The sequence below is a fragment of the Mammaliicoccus sp. Dog046 genome (assembly GCF_034039665.1).
Classification (GTDB): Bacteria; Bacillota; Bacilli; order Staphylococcales; family Staphylococcaceae; genus Mammaliicoccus.
Genome location: NZ_CP120131.1, coordinates 2,486,272 through 2,505,788, shown reverse-complemented (window position 1 = coordinate 2,505,788; position 19,517 = coordinate 2,486,272). Strand labels below are relative to the sequence as shown.

Below are 19,517 nucleotides of genomic sequence, written 5' to 3'. Positions count from 1 at the left end.
GAAGCAAATAAATTAGTGGAGGTTATATTCATGTGGGAAAACAAATTTCAAAAAGAAGGATTAACGTTTGATGATGTATTACTAGTACCAGCAAAATCCGAGGTGTTACCAAGTGATGTAGATTTAAGTGTGACATTATCTGAGAATGTCAAATTAAATATCCCTATCATATCAGCAGGAATGGATACTGTTACTGAAGCTAAAATGGCAATCGCTATGGCTAGACAAGGTGGCTTAGGTGTTATTCATAAGAATATGTCAATTGAACATCAAGCAGACGAAGTACAAAAGGTAAAACGTTCAGAGAATGGTGTCATTACAAATCCTTTCTACTTAACGCCTGAAGAGCAAGTGTATGCGGCAGAAGCATTAATGAGCAAATATCGTATTTCTGGTGTACCTATTGTTAATAACGATGAAGATATGGAACTTGTAGGTATTATTACTAACCGTGACTTAAGATTCATTGAGAATTTCTCAATCAAAATCTCAGACGTTATGACTAAAGAAGATTTAGTTACAGCTCCAGTCGGTACAACGTTAGAACAAGCAGAAGAAATCTTACAAAGTTATAAAATTGAAAAACTTCCATTAATTTCTGATGAAGGTAAATTAAAAGGATTAATTACAATCAAAGATATTGAGAAAGTAATTGAATTCCCATATGCTGCTAAAGATAGTGAAGGACGTCTACTTGTAGCTGCAGCACTAGGTATCGCTAAAGATACTCAAATTCGTGCAGAAAAATTAGTAGAAGCAGGCGCTGATGCACTTGTTATTGATACTGCACATGGTCACTCTAAAGGTGTACTTAATGTTGTTGAACAAATCAGTAAAGCTTACCCAGAAGTTACTATTATTGCAGGTAATGTTGCGACTAAAGAAGGTACTAAAGCATTATTTGAAGCGGGGGCAGATGTTGTTAAAGTCGGTATCGGACCTGGTTCAATTTGTACAACTCGTGTCGTTGCTGGTGTAGGTGTACCTCAAATCACAGCAATTTATGACTGTGCAACAGAAGCGCGTAAACATGGTAAAGCAATTATTGCAGATGGCGGAATTAAGTTCTCTGGAGACATTGCGAAAGCATTAGCTGCAGGTGGTCATGCTGTAATGTTAGGTAGCTTACTTGCTGGTACAGAAGAAAGTCCAGGTCAAACTGAAATCTTCCAAGGCCGTCAATATAAAGTATATCGTGGTATGGGTTCACTTGGAGCAATGGAACAAGGTTCTAAAGACCGTTACTTCCAAGAAGATACAACTGCTAAGAAATTCGTTCCTGAAGGTATTGAAGGAAGAATTGACTTTAAAGGACCTTTACAAGACACAATTTATCAATTAACTGGCGGAATTAAGAGTGGTATGGGTTATACAGGCTCAGCTAACTTAGAAGCGTTAAGAGAAGAGGCTCAGTTTATTAGAATGACTGGCGCAGGTCTTAAAGAATCTCATCCACATGATGTTCAAATTACTAAAGAAGCACCAAACTACTCATTTTAATTAAAGGAGATCAACAATTATGGAAATGGCTTTTGAACAAGAGTTAATTCTTGTATTGGACTTTGGTAGTCAATATAACCAATTGATTACACGTCGTATAAGAGAAATGGGCGTATATAGTGAATTGCACGACCATGAAATCTCAATTGAAGAAATTAAAAAAATGAACCCTAAAGGAATAATCCTTTCAGGTGGACCAAATTCAGTATATGAAGAAGGTTCATTCACTATAGATCCAGAAATCTTTGAGTTAGGCATTCCTGTATTAGGTATTTGTTACGGTATGCAATTAATGACGAAACTATTAGGTGGTTCTGTAGAAAGAGCGAACGAACGTGAATATGGTAAAGCGACATTAAATGTTAAATCGGATGATGATTTATTCTTTAGCTTACCTAATAGCCAAACGGTTTGGATGAGTCATAGTGATAAAGTCATCGACATCCCTGAGAACTTTGAAATTATTGCAGATAGCCCAAGTTGTCAAAATGCAGCTATCGAAGATAAATCAAGAAAATTATACGGCGTACAATTCCACCCAGAAGTACGTCACACTGAATACGGTAACGACTTATTAAGAAACTTTATACGTCGTGTGTGTGACTGTACAGGTGACTGGACAATGGAAAACTTTGTCGATATCGAAGTAGAGAAGATTAGAAACCAAGTTGGCGATCGTAAAGTATTATGTGCAATGAGTGGCGGCGTGGATTCATCAGTCGTAGCAGTATTATTGCATAAAGCAATCGGTGATCAATTAACATGTATCTTCGTAGACCACGGTCTGCTTAGAAAAGGTGAAGGCGACATGGTAATGGAGAACTTTGGTGAAGGATTCAATATGAACATCATCAGAGTAGATGCTAAAGACCGCTTTATGAGTAAATTAGCAGGTGTTTCTGATCCAGAGAAAAAACGTAAAATCATCGGTAATGAATTTGTGTATGTATTCGATGACGAAGCATCTAAATTAGAAGGTGTAGACTTCCTTGCACAAGGAACACTTTACACAGACATTATTGAATCAGGTACAAAAACAGCACAAACAATTAAATCACACCACAATGTAGGTGGATTACCAGAAGATATGCAATTCTCACTTATCGAACCAATTAATACATTATTTAAAGACGAAGTACGTGCTTTAGGTATTGAATTAGGAATTCCAGAACACTTAGTATGGCGTCAACCATTCCCAGGTCCTGGATTAGGTATTCGTGTATTAGGCGAAATCACTGAAGATAAATTAGAGATCGTAAGAGAATCTGATGCAATCCTTAGAGAAGTTGTACGTGAAGAAGGTCTAGAAAGAGATATATGGCAATACTTCACAGTATTACCTGACATTCGCTCTGTAGGTGTTATGGGAGACTATCGCACTTACGATTATACAATCGGTGTACGAGCAGTAACATCAATAGACGGTATGACAAGTGACTTTGCAAGAATCGATTGGGAAGTCTTACAAAAAGTATCAAGCCGTATCGTAAATGAAGTAGATCACGTTAACAGAGTAGTCTATGACATTACTTCTAAGCCACCAAGTACAATTGAGTGGGAATAATAATAAAGAATGATGAAACCCCTTAGGCATAAGCTTAAGGGGTGTTTTATGTGGATTTTTACTATGCGCGCAGTCTAATTATAGCGTCAGAATTATAATTTGATGTGTAATATATACAATTGTGACTTTCTTGATAGGAATGTTATTGTATGATTAAAGTTAATGATTATTACAGGGGGTTCATCGTGGAAATAAAGCAAATGCAATATTTCATAGAAGTAGCTAGGTTTAAAAGTATGACGAAGGCTTCAGAACATTTATATATTACTCAACCGACAATTAGTAATGCTATAAAGTTATTAGAAGAAGAGTTAAAGGTGGAATTGATTGATCGTTCTAAACGTCAAATTGTATTAACGGATGCTGGCAAAGTGTTTCAAAAGATTTGTAAGGATTTCTTGAAAATGTATGATAATATCCCGGTTGAATTAAATCACTTATTAGAGATTGAAGAAGGCCATGTAAGAATTGGTATTCCTACTATTATGAATGTAAATCGTTTTACGAGATTGATTTCGGAGTTCCATAATTTATATCCTAATGTGACGTTTCATATTTTGGAAGATGGCAGTAAGCGTATTGAGAATGAGATTCTTAAAGATGATTTAGACATCGGTATCACGGTTCTTCCGACAAATAATGAATTGTTTAATTCGTTCTTCTTCTTTAGTGAAGAGTTGAAGGTTGTAGTGAATAAGAATCACTATTTAGCAAATGCATCTTCTATTAATCTGAGAGACCTTTCAAGTGAGAGCTTCATCTTGTTTAATTCTGACTATTATTTAAATGATCGTATTAAAGAGTGTTGTAAGATGTCAGGATTTAATCCGAATATTATTTCCGAAAGTACGCAATGGACATTTATTGAACAGATGATTCTATCTGAATTAGGTATTTGTATCTTGCCGTCTAGTATTACAGATTTATTGAATGAGGACCTAAAAAGTGTGAGTATCAATAATTTAGATATCGGTTGGGAACTTGCGATTATTTGGAAAAAAGAAGGCTATCAAAACAATATTACTAAAAAATTATTAGAATTTTTACAGGACAGAATGTTGTTAAACGAATAAAGTATGCGATTACATAGATTTATTTTATGGTTCATATAAAATTTAACGATTTTTATAAATGCTTCAATGGGAATAGTATTGTACATATACAAGAGAGAGAAAGGAAATATATATGACACAATATAAATACCCAAATGACAGTAGAGTAGTGAGTACGGACCAAGTATTAGTAAATGACTTAAATAATTACAATACACTTTTTGGTGGTGTATTGATGAAAAAATTAGACAACAACGCGACTTTATCAGCAAGAAGACATGCAAGGGTGAAAGAATGTGTAACTGCATCAACGGATTCTATTGATTTCTTAGTACCTATTAGACAAACAGATTCAGTTTGCATTGAATCATTCGTTTCTTATACAGGAAACAGATCTATGGAGATCTTCTGTAAAGTAATCGCTGAAGATATGTTAACAGGAGAAAGAAAAGTTGCAGCGACTGCATTTTTAACTTTCGTAGCCTTAGACGTAGACAAGAGACCGATTCAAGTACCTGCTATTGTTCCAGTAACAAAAGAGGAACAATTCTTATATGAATCTGGTAGTAAGCGTGCAAATATTAGAAGACAAAGAAGAGAACATAGTAAAGAATTAACGAATATTATAGGCTTACAAAAACCATGGGAAACGATTAAAGAAGGGAGCTATTAATTATGTTTGCAAGTACGAATGAAATCTATGAAGTACAAAACGACATACAATTATTAGAAAAAAACTATCCAACTTTCTTTGAGAAATTAGACCATGTCGTTAGTTTGACGCGTCAATTACAAATTCGTTATCAATATTTAGGTGAACTGATTACAGGAATGAATAAAGTTGAATCACAACCACCGTTTATAAAAGATTCTGTATTGCAAATTTATACAGATGAAGTGAAAAAAATTACTGAAGATCAACATGTAAATATATTAAAAGATATTTTCAAGAACCATCAAGATGTGAAATATGCACAAATATTTTTACTTATATTAGGTGCGAAACCTAAGCTTGTATTTGAAAATACTATTATTAAATAGTCACTTCATGAAGAGTTGGAAACATGATTCATTTCATGTATCTAGCTCTTTTTATTAAATGAAATAAACAAACATAAAAATGGATAATATTGGGTGTCTTTATAATATAATCGTAGTATAAAGTGCATGCCAATTATAGATAAATATTTCCTGGGGCATATCGTAAAGGAGGAAATAACAATCAAGAAGTTCATGTGTTTGCTTATTTTATTTTTTGTTGTCATTTTAATTTTGGTGGTTTATTTGAGGGGGAACGAGCGTGAAGGGGGTCATTATTTCACTGCATCAGACGGAACGAAGGGTGAATATTTAATTTATCCTGTGAAGCATGCGAAAGGTGTGCTGGTCTGGCTGCACGGTGACGGTGCTTATGAGTATTATCATCCGGATTCTGAAATGTATTTGAATGGTAAAGATGGCATTCGCGCTGTGGCAAAGGAAAATGGATTAACCCTTATAGTGCCTAAAGCAATTAGTAAAGATGAGAAATGGTGGACGAATGGTAAGAACAGTACAGCGTATCTATCAGAACTGATTGCATCACAACCGCAGCATGAACACCTTTGGGTAGGTAGTTTTTCTGGAGGAGCTGAGACGACAGCTTATTGGCTGTTGGCTAAATTACCAGAGATGAATGTTAAAACTGGTGGTGCTGTCTTATTTGGAGGTGGGGGTTCACCTAAGAAAGCAGGAATTACATCCCAATTAGAGAAGCAGAAGCATGTGAGTGGCACGTTTCCGTTAACTTGGATTGTTGGTGAAAATGATCATGTAGGCGGTCATAGCGAAGAAGATCCATTTGATGCTTTCATCACTAGTAAAGAAGGCGAGTCATTCTATGCGGGTCAAGGCTGGGACACGAAAAGAATTGTCGTAGAGAATTATGGGCATCTTTTTGTAAAGAATGGGGTTGGACAGTACGGAACACATTTAAGGAAACATATTAAATAGTTTATATTTTTAATTTATAAATTTATTGTTTTTGTTTATCTGTTTTAGGACATTACTTTAAAAAATATTATAAAATTTAAAAATACTGAAATTTATTGTAATATTTAGGATATCTTTATGATAAGATTGTATATAAATATCTATAAGGAGTGGTTGAAGTGAATTGTCCAAAGTGTCACGCACCAATTACGCAAGACGATCGTTTTTGTGGTGAGTGTGGAGAGAAATTAGAACAAGCAGAACATAGTAACAACACGGAATCTTCAGGAAGTCAGAATGAAAAGGTGGAAAAATTCAAAAGTTCATTAAATACATATAAAAATGATACTTTAAATGAAGGCCAAGGCTTCTTTAAAAATATTTTCACGAGATTAGATCAAGAAGTAAGTAGTTACCATGCATATAGTTATAAATTTATTGCTTCTTTAGTTGGTGCTGGATTACTGTTATTATTAATATTTTCTTTGATTGCTGTACCGAAAGAATTAGAATTCTTTGGGGTTTCGAAAGTAAGTGTTGTATTTAAAATAATCATTTTTACAATTTTAGCGTTAGGAATTTTATTTGGCGTGACATTTGGCGTTATAAAAATATTGATGCAAAATGTTCGTGTCCAAAAAGTACTATCTGACTTTGTATCGTTTAATTTATTTGGAACTCTAAGTTTCTTTGTAGGCGTATTGTTCGCATTAATGAGCGTACCAAGTTTTGCGATAATCTTTATTGCATTTAGCCTATTACTATTTGTCATTTCACCGATATACTTAATGACGAAATATAGTAATCAATATCAGTTGCGTATGCCAGTGATATACGGCATTATTATTTATTTTGTCGTACTAGGTATTATTGTGCGTATATTGGTTGAAAGTACGTTCACAAGCAACTTATTAGATATTGGGGAATCGATATTCGATTCTGGTTACTAGGAGGATAGGTATGAAATTTTGTAAACAATGTGGAAATAAATTAGCTGAAGGTCAAAAGGTATGTACAAATTGTGGTACACCAGTAAATGAGCATCATACAAATCAGAACACACAACATAAAGAACCGAAAAAAATGAGCAAAAAAACAATCATTATTATTGGTGTTGTTGCGTTATTGCTTTTATTATTGTTCGCTGTATATAAAATGATTGACTCTAAACTTTCACCTGTGAATGAAGCGAATGAAATTGCGAATGACATCAAAAAGGGTAATACAAAAGATTTAAAATCACATTTGAAATTTAATGACAGAGAATTAACGTTAACTGAAAGTAGAGCGGTTTATGATTATATCGTCTTATCTGATAGTTCAGATCAGTTTGCGAGTGAAGTGAAAAGCCAGGTTAAATATATGAAAGATCATGGAGAAGACAGTGCTAATATAACTGCTGGAGATCATAATGTCATTCATATAAAGAAAAATGGTAAGAAGTATGGTATTTTTGATAATTATGATTTTGAAGTAATGAAAGAAAAAGTGACGATTAATCCAGATTCGGATAGCACAATCACATATAAATATAATGGGAAAAAACATAAAATTAAACTCATAGAAGAAAATGAAAAAGTATTCGCAACATTGCCGATAGGTGTTTATAAATTAGACGCTACTAAAGCGCAGAATGGTAAGACGTTTGATGGTAATATCGAAGTTAACATGGTAGAGTCACATGAAGTTACGCCTGACTTTAAACAGAAAGACATCGCGGTGACTATTGACAGTGCTTATGCGTATGGAGATAACGATGTAGATGTTTATGCTAATGGTAAGAAACTGGGCACATATGATTCATTTGATGAAACAACGTATGGTCCATTCTTACCTGAAGAAAAAGTTGCAGTCTATGCAGAAATGACAGTAAACGGTAAAAAATTCAAAACCAATACGGTTAACGTGGACAAGAAAGAAGAAGGCGACGTAGAAGTAGACTTATCATTTGATGATGATGCGATTGAAGATCATAAAGAGAATGAAGATACGAAAGATGAAGTCCAAACATTTATGGAAGATTATACAGATGCATTAAATGATGCATATGAAGAAGAAGACTATAGTTTAGTATCTAGCTATATTAAGAGTGATACTGATGCAGCTGATCATATTGAAGAGGTTGTAGAAGATGGTGGTGGCGTAACGTTTAAAGATCCTAAAGTTACTAAATATGATAAAAAAGGCGATAACATTCATATTGAACTTGAGAAAAAGGGTAAAGATGGAAAAGTCATCAAATCTAAATATGTTTTAGAAAAAACAATGTTCTCTGATTTTGAAATCAAAGAATACACTGATATCTAGTGTTGGAAGACCGTCGGCAATATAAAATTTGCCGGCGGTTTGTATATTGTTTTAAAGTTTGAGTTTTTAAAATTGACTTTTGAGTAAAATGGTATTAATTTTGTATCTAGTATAATAATTATATCTTGCGAATGAGATAGGGAATTATTATTCATATACTTCCTACTTTGTTTTGTGCCATTGATTTATTAGACCAACACAAAGTATAAAATAATTAGGAGATGACAGGATATGTTTAAAGATTTAGAAGGTAAAGTAGTAGTTATTACTGGTGCTGGTGGCGGTATTGGTAAATCATTTGCAGAAAATTTTGGTCAAGCTAAAGCGAAAGTTGTCTTGAGCTACAGATCAGCTAAACATAAAGAAAATTTAGAGGCACTTAAAGCAGAAATCATAAAAGCAGGCGGAGATGCGATTGCTGTTCAAGGAGATGTATCTAATGAATCAGATATCATTGATTTGATTCAAACAGCAGTTAATCATTTCGGAACATTAGATATTATGATTAATAATGCTGGTTTTGAAAGACCAGTACCTTCTCATGAAATGACGACTGAAGAATGGAAAAATGTTATTGATATTAACTTAACAGGTGCATTTATTGGATCACGTGAAGCGGTTAAACAATTTCTTAAAGAAGATAAAAAAGGCGTTATCCTTAATACATCAAGTGTGCATGACACAATTCCATGGCCAAACTATGTGAACTATGCTGCAAGTAAAGGCGGTATGAAATTGATGATGGAAACAATGTCTATGGAGTATGCGCAATACGGTATTCGTATTAACAACATTTCTCCAGGAGCGATTGTGACTGAACATACAAGAGAAAAATTCTCAAACCCTGAGACACGTGCAGAAACAATCGATATGATTCCTTCAAGAAAAATTGGTGAAGTACAAGAGGTGTCTAACGTAGCACTCTTCTTAGCATCTGATTTAGCAAGCTATGTCCACGGTACAACAATTTATGTTGATGGTGGTATGACAAACTATCCAGCATTCTTAGGTGGAAAAGGCTAAAAATAAATACAAAAAAGCGTACATTATTTGGATTGAGTTCCTCATAATGTGCGCTTTTTTATTGAGCTGTTAAGATTGTCTTTAACTTTTTCACTTCATCTTCATTTAATTCATGACCACCGTCTAGTAACTCGAAGCGAACATTTTTGAAGTAAGGATTGAGTTGTTCGGATAGTGTTTTAACTTTTCCGGGAATAGACAAATGATCATTAGCACCGCTCGTTATAATGATATCGGTGTGATCATGGTGTTTATTGAAATGATAATCTAAATTTGAAGGATGAAGCAGTAAAATACGATCAACATGGTTTAATTCTTGTTCAAGTAAACCTAGAATAAAGTTTGCGCCGTTTGAATAGCCTAAGAATATGACTTGTTCGAAATCATGCGCTTCAATAAATGTATCCCAAAATGTAATAAACGATTGCGTTTGTTCATTAAAATCTTCTCTATTTAACTGTTGATTTACTAAAGGTGCAAAGAAACGGCGGTCTTTACCGTCTCCAACATTACCTTGAAGACTCAGCACATTTGCGTCAGGAAATAATTCCCCTGAAAAAGGCAACAATTGGTATTGATTGCCACCTGTACCATGAAAAAGTACAATTAAACTATGTGAGTTTGGATTTTCTTGAAAAAAGTAGTGCATAATCATAACCTCCATAAAATTTGAAAGGATGCTGTTTGATGAATAATAACTCAATTATACACCATGTATCAATTATAAATCATGACGCAGAAGAATCATTTAATTTTTACCGTAATATATTAGGTTTAGATTTATTGATGAAAACTGTTAACCAAGAAAATTATAAAATGTATCATGTCTTTTTTGCAGATAAATACGGAAGACCTGGTACTGAAGTAACGTTGTTTGAAATGAAAGAAGGGAAGGATAATCAATTTGGTGCGAATGCATTTGATCGATTGCTCTTTAAAGTGCCTTCTGAAGCGTCATTGAAATATTGGGAATCACGTTTTGATGAATTGGAAGTATGTCATTATGGGATTGAATCTTACGCTGACCGCAGTCTTATTCGATTCGAAGGACCAGACCAAACGCCGCTTGGACTAGTTGTGAAGCATAGCCATGAAGACATCGAATCTTTCAATCGAGACAATGCGAGCGTGATACCGTATGATCACCAAATACTCGCTTTAGATTCTGTACACGCAAGAGTTAGATATCCAGAAGCGAGCAAACAACATTTTCAAGATATGTATGATTGGGCGTCAGCCGGACAGACAAAATTCTTTGATACAGGTTTAAATGCAACGATATTACATAATAACAATAGCAAGATGGCACATGAAATACATTTCATTTATGACACGATTAATCCAGTAGAAGAACAAGGATTTGGAGGTATACATCACGTAGCAATTTCCGCAGAAACAGAACAGACACTACTTGAAATCGAAGACGCACTAGATCAATTAAATATGGTACACTCACCTATTAAAAATCGAGGATTCTTTAAATCAATTTACTATCAAGATCCGAATCAGTTATTGTTTGAAGTTGCGACATTAAAGCTGAAAATGGAAGAAATAACATTCGAGCAACAAAGATTTCAAGACATCCCGCTATACTTACCAGAACATTTGGAAGAGAAAAGAAGTGACATAGAAAGACAATTGCAGCAAGGAAGGTGAAAAATCGCACTATGAGTCTCGTAAAACGAAATAGACACTTCCGCTGATTATTATTGAGAGAGGTGAATATGTTGAATGGAATGTTAGAAAATATAAAATATCGACCAAAGCGTTTTGTTGTGGCATTTATATTGCCGTGTTTAATAATGTGGATAGGTCTATTGATATTTGGAACGAGTATGGGACAATTTCTCATTTATGGAATTGGGGTTGTAATCGTAGTATTTATAAATTTCAATCTGTATATTTCGAATGAAGTAGTAGATGAAAAGCTTAATAATGAAATTCGAAAGAAAAATATTTCAAAAGAAGAATTATTTGAAATCACTGGTTTAACACAATATGAAGTGAGTCAAAAAGAAAATCACTTTGAATTTTATTGTTCACCAACACGGAAGAAGAAATATTTAAAAATGATAGAAGAATATGAGTAAGTAGTAGGGCTGGCACATACGTGCCAGTTTTTTGTTTAAATACCGTTATATCAAGGATGTAAAAGAAGTTTGGCATTGTAAATGGATGCATTGTAAGCTTTATTTGGTACACTATTTCTAAGGTATTTACTAAATTTAGTTTAAGGAGTCATCGAAATGAATTTAAGTAAACAAATTATTCATTTAAGAAGAGAGTTTCATTTATCTCAAGAAGATTTAGCTGAAAAGATATATGTAAGCAGACAAACAATTTCAAACTGGGAGAGGGGAAAGACTTACCCGGATATTGAATCTCTATTATTACTGAGTGATACTTTCGATGTTTCCTTAGACTATTTAGTAAAGGGTGATATAAAAGCTATGGAAAGAAAAATTTCAAATGCAAGTATGAACAAATATGCTAATATAATGGTGATTTTTAGTATTTTGTCTGCGATTTCGCTTGGTCCTTCAATTGCTTATTTGCCAGGTTATTGGTGTGTTATACCCCCTCTGTTATTGTGGGCAATTGGAATGTATGCAGTAAATAGAGTTGACCGAATCAAGAAGAATGAAAATATAAAAACATATAAAGAGATTGTTGCATATATGGAAAATGGAGATTTGGAAGAGGTACGGATGCAGAGGAATAAAGTTAAAGATGCTTTATCATTAATATTTACTGTCGCAGTTTATGTTGGTATTTTTATTTTAATCGCGTTGGGATCGATGTATTTATTTCAAAGATAATGATAAAGATGAGAATACCGGCTCAGTACTGAGAAAAACTGAGCCGAAAACGTGAATACCGGCTCAGTACTGAAAAAAACTGAGCCGAAAACGTGAATACCGGCTCAGTACTGAAAAAAACTGAGCCGAAAACGTGAATACCGGCTCAGTACTGAAAAAAACTGAGCCGAAAACGCAAATACCGGCTCAGTACTGAAAAAAACTGAGCCGAAAAACGGAATACCGGCTCAGTACTGAAAAAAACTGAGTCGAAAATCCTAAATACAACTCAATACCTCAAATTACACAAAACAAGAAAAGGCTGAGACGCACGTGTCTCAGCCTTTTCTTAACCAGTTTATACTTCGTTATCTAGTATTTTAAATTTTTCTTCTAATTTAATTAATCCATTTTCTATTAATCTCTTTTGTTCGAGTAAATCTTGTTTATGATCTAAGAATATTTGACGTCTTTCTTCTATCGTAGAAGTGCCTTGGTTAAATAATGTAGCGATCTCACGTAATTTTGAGAGGGGCATGTGTGTATCTCTCATGCATTTAATAAATTCTAACCAATACATATCTTCTTCGTTAAAGTTTCGATAACCATGCTCGTCTCTCGCTATAAAGGGAAAGAGTCCTTCTTTATCATAATATCGTATTGTATGTGCACTGAGTCCTGAGCTTTTGGAAGCTTCGTTGACATTCATTTTATCACCTTATTTTGTAAGTGTTGAAATAAGACTTTCAGAGTCTGAATCTACCACTGCTTTAAATCCGAATGTTGATTCTAAATCTGAAATGAGTGAAGCTTCAGACGTATAATGGATATCTTTGAAATCTTTGATTACTAATCCAATCCCATTTAAATCATTATGGTATAAATCGTATTCGTGAGAAAGTTCGATAATTTCTTTAGCTAATTGTTTCACGTAATCTTTATCGGATAATTCAACTTCTTTCGAAGCGATTGTATTGCCTGTATCTGTAATAATGTTAAGTTCAGTTTTTGATTGTTGATAATTTGCTAAAAAATAATTCATGAACTGACACTCCTTTTATCGGGATTTGATGATTCGTTATCTATCTTGTTGTATAACCACCGTTTGCATACAATGTTTGGCCATTGATCCACCAGCCGTCTAAACTTAAAAATTTGATAATAGGTGCAATGTCTTTAATATCTGTAAGTTGATTATGCAGTGCTTGGGATTTATGGAAAGCGACAGCATCTTCTCCTTCTTGTGGATAGAAAAATGGCGTATCCATTGGACCTGGTGCGACAGCGTTAACTGATATACCTCTTTCCATGAATTCTTTAGAAGCGGCACGTGTATAGTGTTCGATTGGTGCTTTCTCACCAGCATAAGTAGAGTAGAAACCTGTATATGCTGATAGTAATGATGTAGACAGTGTAATGATTTTACCATCGTTATTCATATATTTTTCAGCATATTGTATGAAGAAGTACGCTGATTTATTATTCACTTCTTGCATGTTATCAAATTCTGCTTCAGTAATATCGGCGATTGGTTTTTTTAATACTTTACCAACAGTGTTTATTGCTATATCTACTTTTCCGAATGTTTGTTGAGCATGTTCGAATAGTGCTTTGATGTTATCAACTTGTGTCAAATCACCTTTGAAAAGGGTCGCTTTGGCACCATTGGATTCAATATTTTCTAATAATGTTTGCGCTTGTTTTTCTGAAGAATCATTATGGTAATGTATAACAATGTTTGCACCGTCTTCAGCAAATTGTTGACTGAGCAAGCCACCTAGATTTTTTGCGCCCCCTGTTATAACAACGACTTTATCTTGCAAGTTATTTAATTTAGCCATAATTTAACCTCCTTGAATTGATAAGGTTACTGTAAACGTTAGAGTGCACTATCAAGCAAGGAAAAACCAATGGCTGACTTCTTTATATGTTTAATATGTCTTCTATTTCTTTTGTTTTTGAAGCGAAATCGAAGTCTGATTGCGAAAGTGGTTGTCCGGTTTCGGCAAGTTTCTTAACGCTTTGTATTTGGAAATACCAACCTGTAAAGTCGTTGCCAATCGTCTTAAATGTGTAAGGGAGTGCTTCTTTGAATGTTAATTGCACGTTCTCATTTGTTTCTTCAAGTGTGAAATCTACGTGTCCGTTATCCCAAGTATAGGCAATGTGATGCTTTGGTTCATAATCAGTAATATTGAAATATTCATATTGATCATTGCCTAAATCAAATAATAATCGACTGCCTGCTTTCTCTTCTTCAAATGACAGTTGTGGGAACCATTGTTGGATACCATCTGTCGTAGCTAATAATTTAAAAATATGTGCTTGAGGTGCTTGAATATTAATTGTAATCGTTTGATAAGCGTGTGTCGTATCTGTTTGATAATTTACATTCATTTTAAAAATCCTCCTTAAATTTAAAACTATTCTGAAGCAACATCTTGTATTAATTGATATACCCGACGTTTTTTATCTTTATTCATTGTTCTTAATAGTTGTATAGCATCGTTGATGATTTGAGAATCTTCTTCATCTTCAAAAGCTTCTGGTACATTTACCCACCCTAATATATAAGCAGGTGTTGTATGTAGTGCGATAGATAACTTCTCTACAACGGATGGGGGTAATTTAGCTGTTTGACCTGTTTCATATCTTGAGATGGTTGATTGATTGACGTTGATGCTTTTAGCTAGTTGGTGTGTGCTTAAGCCGAGTTCTTCTCGTCTTTGCTTAATACGAAAACCTGTTTGATTCAATGTTGTCACCTCGATTTAGTAGATTTATTATGATTATTTCTATTATATCTGATTTATGTTGTGATTTGTAACTAAGCGATGCGAAGTATCTTTTATTGAAGGTTCATGAGCGGTTTGCTATAATTCAAATTAATCGAATAAAAGCTTTCTAGGGTTCCGTAACTGAAATGTTAGCCTGGTCCGAGAGAAAGCCACAAGTATGACTTGTGACACGGAAGGATAAAAGCCTGGGAGACTTATTGAATAAGTTTCCTAGGCTTTTTTTAAATTTAAGGAGGAATATTGATGAATTGGTTGAAAATTGTGATTGGTGCTTTATTTGAAGTAGGATGGGTTGTTGGTTTAACACATGCGAATAATACGTTTGAGTGGATATTAACGATTATTGCGATTGTAGTAAGTTTTTATTTATTAATTCATGCATCGAAACAATTACCTGTTGGCACGGCATATGCAGTATACGTTGGATTGGGTGCATCAGGTGTAACAATCGCTGACTTTGTATTCTTCGGTGAACCTGTTATCGTCGGAAAAGTATTGTTAATTGTAATATTAATTATTGGTGTTGTCGGATTGAAACTTGTGACAAATGAAAAGGAAGGTGCATAAAATGGCGTGGTTCATTCTTGTATTAGCAGGCATATTTGAAATGTTAGGTGTTTTATTTATCAATATCTATGCACAGCGTAATAATAAATTGTCGTTATTGGGCTTGGCGTTATTTTTCTCATTGAGCTTTATTAGTTTATCTATTGCGATGCAAACCATATCTATGAGTACGAGCTACGCAGTTTGGACGGGCATTGGTGCAGTTGGTGGTGCTATTTTAGGTATTGTCTTTTACGGAGAGTCTAAATCATTGAAACGGCTCGTATTTATAGGTGTTATTCTCGCTAGTACGATTGGCTTGAAATTAATCAGTTAATAATAGGGTATATAGAATATTAATTGTAAAATGACGAATGGATTCAAAGGAGGGATGACGTGGATAACATATTAATAACGGGTGGCACAGGATTAGTTGGAACTGAACTTGTACAGCATTATTTAAATTCAAATAGTGAGATATATGTTTTAACTAGAAGTGATTTGAAAACTTCGGAATCACGTGTGCATTACATTAATTGGTCAAAAGAAAACTGGGAAGAACATATACCCAGAATTAATATTGTCATCAATTTGGCTGGTGCGAATCTTAATCAAAGATGGACTGCTGAACATAAGGCAGCGATTATGAATAGTCGCGTTGAATCGACACAACGGTTGTATGATTACTTTGCGAAGCAGGGGTATGGACCTGAAGTATTGTTTAATGCAAGTGCTGTTGGATACTACCCGCCGTCTAAAATCGTTTCGTATGACGAATATGATCAATTTGTCGCACATGATTACTTGTCGACGGTTGCATCGAGATGGGAACAAACAGCACGATTGTTTGAAAATATAGGCACGAGGGTTGTTGTTGGTCGATTTGGTGTTGTGTTATCTAATAAAGGTGGCGCATTACCAACGATGGCTAAACCGTATCAGTTTTTTGTCGGTGGATCGCTTGGATCGGGAGAACAGTGGATGAGCTGGATTCATATTGCAGACTTAATTAAAGGTATTACCACGTTAATCGATACTCAAGATTCAAAAGGTGTTTACAATATGTGCAGTCCTAACCCTGTTCGTCAGAAAGATTTAGGTAAAGCGATTGGTAAAGTTATGCATAGACCACATTGGCTACCAGCACCAGCTATCGCATTAAAAATACTATTGGGAGAGCAGTCTACAATTATATTAGATGTTCAAAAAGTAAACCCAAAAAGATTGGGAGAACAGCACTTTGAATTTGATTTTCCTGAAATTGAAAGCGCAATGCGAGATTTATTAACATAATATTCCTTTTGAAAATAGAATGAAAAAATACCCGAATTACTTTGACTTATATACAAATAAACTGTATGATAATGAATATTAATACGAATTTAAGTATATTTATTATAAAGGTGGGTATTAAATGAATCAGTTCATTGAATTAACAGAGAAATATAGCCCGAATAATTATAGTCCGTTAGATATCGTTTTAACTGAAGGTAAAGGGGCACACGTCAAAGACTCAGAAGGAAATACGTATATTGATTGTGTAGCAGGATTCTCAGTACTAAACCAAGGACATTGTCATCCAGCAATTATCAAAGCTTTTCTAGATCAAAGTCAAAAGATTACAATGACTTCTAGGGCATTGTATAGTGATAATTTAGGTAAATGGGAAGAAAAAATTTGTAAATTAGCAAATAAAAACAAAGTATTACCAATGAATACAGGTACAGAAGCGGTAGAAACAGCAATTAAAGTAGCTACTAAATGGGCACAAGATGTTAAAGGCATTAATGCGAAAGAGGCAGAAATTATTGCGATGGAAGGAAACTTTCACGGTAGAACAATCGGTTCGTTATCTTTATCATCAAACGATAGTTACAAAGAAGGATTCGGAGTACTTGCAGGTAATGTGAAATATAGTGAATTTGGTAATGTAGAACATATTAAATCACTCATTACGCCACAAACAACTGCAATTATAATGGAACCTATTCAAGGTGAAGGTGGCGTGAATATTCCACCTAAACATTTCATTAAAGAAGTTAAAGCATTGTGTGAAGCGAATAACATCTTATTAATCGCAGATGAAATCCAAGTAGGTTTAGGACGAACAGGAAAAATGTTTGCGATGGAATGGGAAGACGTTGAACCAGATATGTATTTATTAGGTAAAGCATTAGGTGGCGGATTATATCCGATTTCAGCAATTGTTGCTAATGATGATGTTATGCAAGTACTTACACCAGGTACACATGGATCTACATTTGGAGGAAATCCATTAGCTTGTGCGGTTTCAATCGCAGCATTGGATGTACTCATAGATGAAGATTTAGCAGAACGTTCTCGTCAATTAGGAGAAAAATTATTATCTGGATTACAAAGTATCGATAGTTCGATGATTAAGGAAGTGAGGGGACGCGGATTGTTTATTGGTCTTGAATTAAATGAACCAGCACAGTCAATTGTATCAAGCATTAATCAACAAGGTGTGTTATGTAAAGAAACACAAGGTAACATTATACGATTAGCCCCTCCATTAGTCATAGATGAAGGGGACATTGATACTATCATCAGTGTGATTACACAAACGATAGAAGAAAAATCAAAACAAACAACATAAGTTGAAATGATTGATTGTTCTTATAAGCCGACAAAGTTAAATACTTTGTCGGCTTTTTTGCCAGGTAGCTGTAAAATATGCTGAACATTGCAAGTGAAGGCTGACAAGCAACATTGAGGCGTCGAACATTGCAAGTGGAGGTCGACAAGCAACATTGGAGCGTTGAACATTGCAAGTAGAGGTCGACAAGCAACATTGAGGCGTCGAACATTGCAAGTGGAGGTCGACAAGCAACATTGGAGCGTTGAACATTGCAAGTAGAGGTCGACAAGCAACATTGAGGCGTCGAACATTAAAAGTCATTGTAGATAAGGTATAAAACATGTGATTATTACAGTCTAACGAGATAGTTTAGAGAAACAATCCTGTTAGAAATTTTAACGAGATAGTTCGGAAAAACAATCACGTTAGAGCATAAAAAGACGCTCAAAAAGCCTAAAAGAGGAATAAAACATGTGATTATTACAGTCTAACGAGATAGTTTAGAGAAACAATCCTGTTAGAAATTTTAACGAGATAGTTCGGAAAAACAATCACGTTAGAGCATAAAAAGACGCTCAAAAAGCCTAAAAGAGGAATAAAATATGTGATTATTGTAGGCTAACGAGATAGTTTAGAGAAACAATCCTGTTAGAAATTTTAATGAGATAGTTCGGGAAAACAATCTCGTTAGAGCATAAAAAGACGCTCAAAAAGCCTAAAAGAGGAATAAAACATGTGATTATTACAGTCTAACGAGATAGTTTAGAGAAACAATCCTGTTAGAAATTTTAACGAGATAGTTCGGAAAAACAATCACGTTAGAGCATAAAAAGACGCTCAAAAAGCCTAAAAGAGGAATAAAACATGTGATTATTACAGTCTAACGAGATAGTTTAGAGAAACAATCCTGTTAGAAATTTTAACGAGATAGTTCGGAAAAACAATCACGTTAGAGCATAAAAAGACGCTCAAAAAGCCTAAAAGAGGAATAAAATATGTGATTATTGTAGGCTAACGAGATAGTTTAGAGAAACAATCCTGTTAGAAATTTTAATGAGATAGTTCGGGAAAACAATCTCGTTAGAGCATAAAAAGACGCTCAAAAAGCCTAAAAGAGGAATAAAACATGTGATTATTACAGTCTAACGAGATAGTTTAGAGAAACAATCCTGTTAGAAATTTTAACGAGATAGTTCGGAAAAACAATCACGTTAGAGCATAAAAAGACGCTCAAAAAGCCTAAAAGAGGAATAAAACATGTGATTATTACAGTCTAACGAGATAGTTTAGAGAAACAATCCTGTTAGAAATTTTAACGAGATAGTTCGGAAAAACAATCACGTTAGAGCATAAAAAGAC

22 protein-coding genes and 1 riboswitch are annotated in these 19,517 nt (G+C 34.3%); of the genes, 16 read left to right on the top strand and 6 right to left on the bottom strand.

The features are described 5' to 3' along the window. Positions 1-30: 30 nt before the first annotated feature. The 9 genes from guaB (at position 31) to P3U32_RS12420 (ending at position 9,417) form a co-directional block, all read left to right on the top strand. On the top strand, positions 31-1,500 hold the full coding sequence (gene guaB, locus P3U32_RS12460; RefSeq protein WP_323703479.1) for an IMP dehydrogenase: 1,470 nt from the start codon (positions 31-33) through the stop codon (positions 1,498-1,500). 19 nt (positions 1,501-1,519) lie between these two features. Continuing rightward, positions 1,520-3,064 carry a glutamine-hydrolyzing GMP synthase gene (gene guaA / locus P3U32_RS12455; RefSeq protein ID WP_323703478.1) on the top strand — a complete coding sequence of 515 codons (1,545 nt, stop codon included), beginning with the start codon at positions 1,520-1,522 and terminating at the stop codon, positions 3,062-3,064. Between the two features lie 185 nt (positions 3,065-3,249). Continuing rightward, positions 3,250-4,137, top strand: a complete 888-nt coding sequence (locus P3U32_RS12450; protein ID WP_323703477.1) for a LysR family transcriptional regulator — start codon at positions 3,250-3,252, stop codon at positions 4,135-4,137. A gap of 112 nt (positions 4,138-4,249) precedes the next feature. Then, complete coding sequence (locus P3U32_RS12445) at positions 4,250-4,789, top strand: acyl-CoA thioesterase (RefSeq protein ID WP_323703476.1); 540 nt, start codon at positions 4,250-4,252, stop codon at positions 4,787-4,789. Positions 4,790-4,791: 2 nt separating this feature from the next. Then, positions 4,792-5,157 carry a hypothetical protein gene (locus P3U32_RS12440; RefSeq protein WP_323703475.1) on the top strand — a complete coding sequence of 122 codons (366 nt, stop codon included), beginning with the start codon at positions 4,792-4,794 and terminating at the stop codon, positions 5,155-5,157. Positions 5,158-5,391: 234 nt separating this feature from the next. After that, the gene (locus P3U32_RS12435) at positions 5,392-6,108 is read left to right on the top strand and encodes a hypothetical protein (protein ID WP_323704895.1); all 717 of its coding nucleotides are present in this window, start codon (positions 5,392-5,394) and stop codon (positions 6,106-6,108) included. A 158-nt stretch (positions 6,109-6,266) separates the two neighbouring features. Beyond that, positions 6,267-7,037 carry a zinc ribbon domain-containing protein gene (locus P3U32_RS12430; protein WP_323703474.1) on the top strand — a complete coding sequence of 257 codons (771 nt, stop codon included), beginning with the start codon at positions 6,267-6,269 and terminating at the stop codon, positions 7,035-7,037. A 10-nt stretch (positions 7,038-7,047) separates the two neighbouring features. Further along, positions 7,048-8,394 carry a TcaA NTF2-like domain-containing protein gene (locus P3U32_RS12425; protein WP_323703473.1) on the top strand — a complete coding sequence of 449 codons (1,347 nt, stop codon included), beginning with the start codon at positions 7,048-7,050 and terminating at the stop codon, positions 8,392-8,394. A gap of 231 nt (positions 8,395-8,625) precedes the next feature. Beyond that, positions 8,626-9,417 carry a glucose 1-dehydrogenase gene (locus P3U32_RS12420; RefSeq protein WP_323703472.1) on the top strand — a complete coding sequence of 264 codons (792 nt, stop codon included), beginning with the start codon at positions 8,626-8,628 and terminating at the stop codon, positions 9,415-9,417. 58 nt (positions 9,418-9,475) lie between these two features. Here the strand turns inward: P3U32_RS12420 and P3U32_RS12415 are convergent, their stop codons facing one another. Continuing rightward, entirely contained in the window at positions 9,476-10,066 is a 591-nt protein-coding gene (locus tag P3U32_RS12415; protein WP_323703471.1) for an alpha/beta hydrolase, read from the bottom strand. Between the two features lie 38 nt (positions 10,067-10,104). Here P3U32_RS12415 and P3U32_RS12410 point away from each other — a divergent pair, with 38 nt between their 5' ends. The 3 genes from P3U32_RS12410 to P3U32_RS12400 all read left to right on the top strand — a co-directional run bounded on the left by P3U32_RS12410 (position 10,105) and on the right by P3U32_RS12400 (position 12,236). After that, positions 10,105-11,073, top strand: a complete 969-nt coding sequence (locus P3U32_RS12410; RefSeq protein ID WP_323703470.1) for a VOC family protein — start codon at positions 10,105-10,107, stop codon at positions 11,071-11,073. A gap of 68 nt (positions 11,074-11,141) precedes the next feature. After that, on the top strand, positions 11,142-11,507 hold the full coding sequence (locus P3U32_RS12405) for a hypothetical protein (RefSeq protein WP_323703469.1): 366 nt from the start codon (positions 11,142-11,144) through the stop codon (positions 11,505-11,507). 156 nt (positions 11,508-11,663) lie between these two features. Continuing rightward, a complete protein-coding gene (locus tag P3U32_RS12400; RefSeq protein WP_323703468.1) occupies positions 11,664-12,236 on the top strand; it encodes a helix-turn-helix domain-containing protein in 573 nt (190 codons plus the stop codon). Between the two features lie 337 nt (positions 12,237-12,573). Here P3U32_RS12400 and P3U32_RS12395 read toward each other — a convergent pair whose 3' ends face one another. From P3U32_RS12395 to P3U32_RS12375, 5 genes are all read right to left on the bottom strand, one after another. Beyond that, positions 12,574-12,924 carry a MerR family transcriptional regulator gene (locus tag P3U32_RS12395; RefSeq protein WP_323703467.1) on the bottom strand — a complete coding sequence of 117 codons (351 nt, stop codon included), beginning with the start codon at positions 12,922-12,924 and terminating at the stop codon, positions 12,574-12,576. 9 nt (positions 12,925-12,933) lie between these two features. Next, positions 12,934-13,257: a hypothetical protein gene (locus P3U32_RS12390; RefSeq protein ID WP_323703466.1), complete on the bottom strand. Its 324-nt coding sequence runs from the start codon at positions 13,255-13,257 to the stop codon at positions 12,934-12,936. A 40-nt stretch (positions 13,258-13,297) separates the two neighbouring features. Beyond that, entirely contained in the window at positions 13,298-14,056 is a 759-nt protein-coding gene (locus tag P3U32_RS12385; RefSeq protein WP_323703465.1) for an SDR family oxidoreductase, read from the bottom strand. 82 nt (positions 14,057-14,138) lie between these two features. Next, positions 14,139-14,612, bottom strand: a complete 474-nt coding sequence (locus P3U32_RS12380; protein WP_323703464.1) for an SRPBCC domain-containing protein — start codon at positions 14,610-14,612, stop codon at positions 14,139-14,141. A 26-nt stretch (positions 14,613-14,638) separates the two neighbouring features. Continuing rightward, the gene (locus tag P3U32_RS12375) at positions 14,639-14,980 is read right to left on the bottom strand and encodes a helix-turn-helix domain-containing protein (protein WP_323703463.1); all 342 of its coding nucleotides are present in this window, start codon (positions 14,978-14,980) and stop codon (positions 14,639-14,641) included. Positions 14,981-15,108: 128 nt separating this feature from the next. Continuing rightward, positions 15,109-15,207, top strand: a riboswitch (guanidine-I (ykkC/yxkD leader). Positions 15,208-15,256: 49 nt separating this feature from the next. On the opposite strand from P3U32_RS12375, the gene P3U32_RS12370 reads away from it, so the two are divergent. From P3U32_RS12370 to rocD, 4 genes are all read left to right on the top strand, one after another. Then, entirely contained in the window at positions 15,257-15,580 is a 324-nt protein-coding gene (locus P3U32_RS12370) for a DMT family transporter (protein ID WP_323703462.1), read from the top strand. Position 15,581: 1 nt separating this feature from the next. Beyond that, the gene (locus P3U32_RS12365) at positions 15,582-15,896 is read left to right on the top strand and encodes a DMT family transporter (RefSeq protein WP_323703461.1); all 315 of its coding nucleotides are present in this window, start codon (positions 15,582-15,584) and stop codon (positions 15,894-15,896) included. A 59-nt stretch (positions 15,897-15,955) separates the two neighbouring features. Beyond that, positions 15,956-16,852, top strand: a complete 897-nt coding sequence (locus P3U32_RS12360) for a TIGR01777 family oxidoreductase (RefSeq protein ID WP_323703460.1) — start codon at positions 15,956-15,958, stop codon at positions 16,850-16,852. A gap of 121 nt (positions 16,853-16,973) precedes the next feature. Next, the gene (gene rocD / locus P3U32_RS12355) at positions 16,974-18,176 is read left to right on the top strand and encodes an ornithine--oxo-acid transaminase (protein ID WP_323703459.1); all 1,203 of its coding nucleotides are present in this window, start codon (positions 16,974-16,976) and stop codon (positions 18,174-18,176) included. Positions 18,177-19,517: the final 1,341 nt, after the last annotated feature.

Coding starts and splice junctions, on each gene's coding strand:
- guaB (WP_323703479.1), top strand. CDS start 31: ATGTGGGAAAACAAATTTCAAAAAGAAGGATTAACGTTTGATGATGTA.
- guaA (WP_323703478.1), top strand. CDS start 1,520: ATGGAAATGGCTTTTGAACAAGAGTTAATTCTTGTATTGGACTTTGGT.
- P3U32_RS12445 (WP_323703476.1), top strand. CDS start 4,250: ATGACACAATATAAATACCCAAATGACAGTAGAGTAGTGAGTACGGAC.
- P3U32_RS12440 (WP_323703475.1), top strand. CDS start 4,792: ATGTTTGCAAGTACGAATGAAATCTATGAAGTACAAAACGACATACAA.
- P3U32_RS12425 (WP_323703473.1), top strand. CDS start 7,048: ATGAAATTTTGTAAACAATGTGGAAATAAATTAGCTGAAGGTCAAAAG.
- P3U32_RS12420 (WP_323703472.1), top strand. CDS start 8,626: ATGTTTAAAGATTTAGAAGGTAAAGTAGTAGTTATTACTGGTGCTGGT.
- P3U32_RS12415 (WP_323703471.1), bottom strand. CDS start 10,066: ATGCACTACTTTTTTCAAGAAAATCCAAACTCACATAGTTTAATTGTA.
- P3U32_RS12410 (WP_323703470.1), top strand. CDS start 10,105: ATGAATAATAACTCAATTATACACCATGTATCAATTATAAATCATGAC.
- P3U32_RS12405 (WP_323703469.1), top strand. CDS start 11,142: ATGTTGAATGGAATGTTAGAAAATATAAAATATCGACCAAAGCGTTTT.
- P3U32_RS12400 (WP_323703468.1), top strand. CDS start 11,664: ATGAATTTAAGTAAACAAATTATTCATTTAAGAAGAGAGTTTCATTTA.
- P3U32_RS12395 (WP_323703467.1), bottom strand. CDS start 12,924: ATGAATGTCAACGAAGCTTCCAAAAGCTCAGGACTCAGTGCACATACA.
- P3U32_RS12390 (WP_323703466.1), bottom strand. CDS start 13,257: ATGAATTATTTTTTAGCAAATTATCAACAATCAAAAACTGAACTTAAC.
- P3U32_RS12385 (WP_323703465.1), bottom strand. CDS start 14,056: ATGGCTAAATTAAATAACTTGCAAGATAAAGTCGTTGTTATAACAGGG.
- P3U32_RS12380 (WP_323703464.1), bottom strand. CDS start 14,612: ATGAATGTAAATTATCAAACAGATACGACACACGCTTATCAAACGATT.
- P3U32_RS12370 (WP_323703462.1), top strand. CDS start 15,257: ATGAATTGGTTGAAAATTGTGATTGGTGCTTTATTTGAAGTAGGATGG.
- P3U32_RS12365 (WP_323703461.1), top strand. CDS start 15,582: ATGGCGTGGTTCATTCTTGTATTAGCAGGCATATTTGAAATGTTAGGT.
- rocD (WP_323703459.1), top strand. CDS start 16,974: ATGAATCAGTTCATTGAATTAACAGAGAAATATAGCCCGAATAATTAT.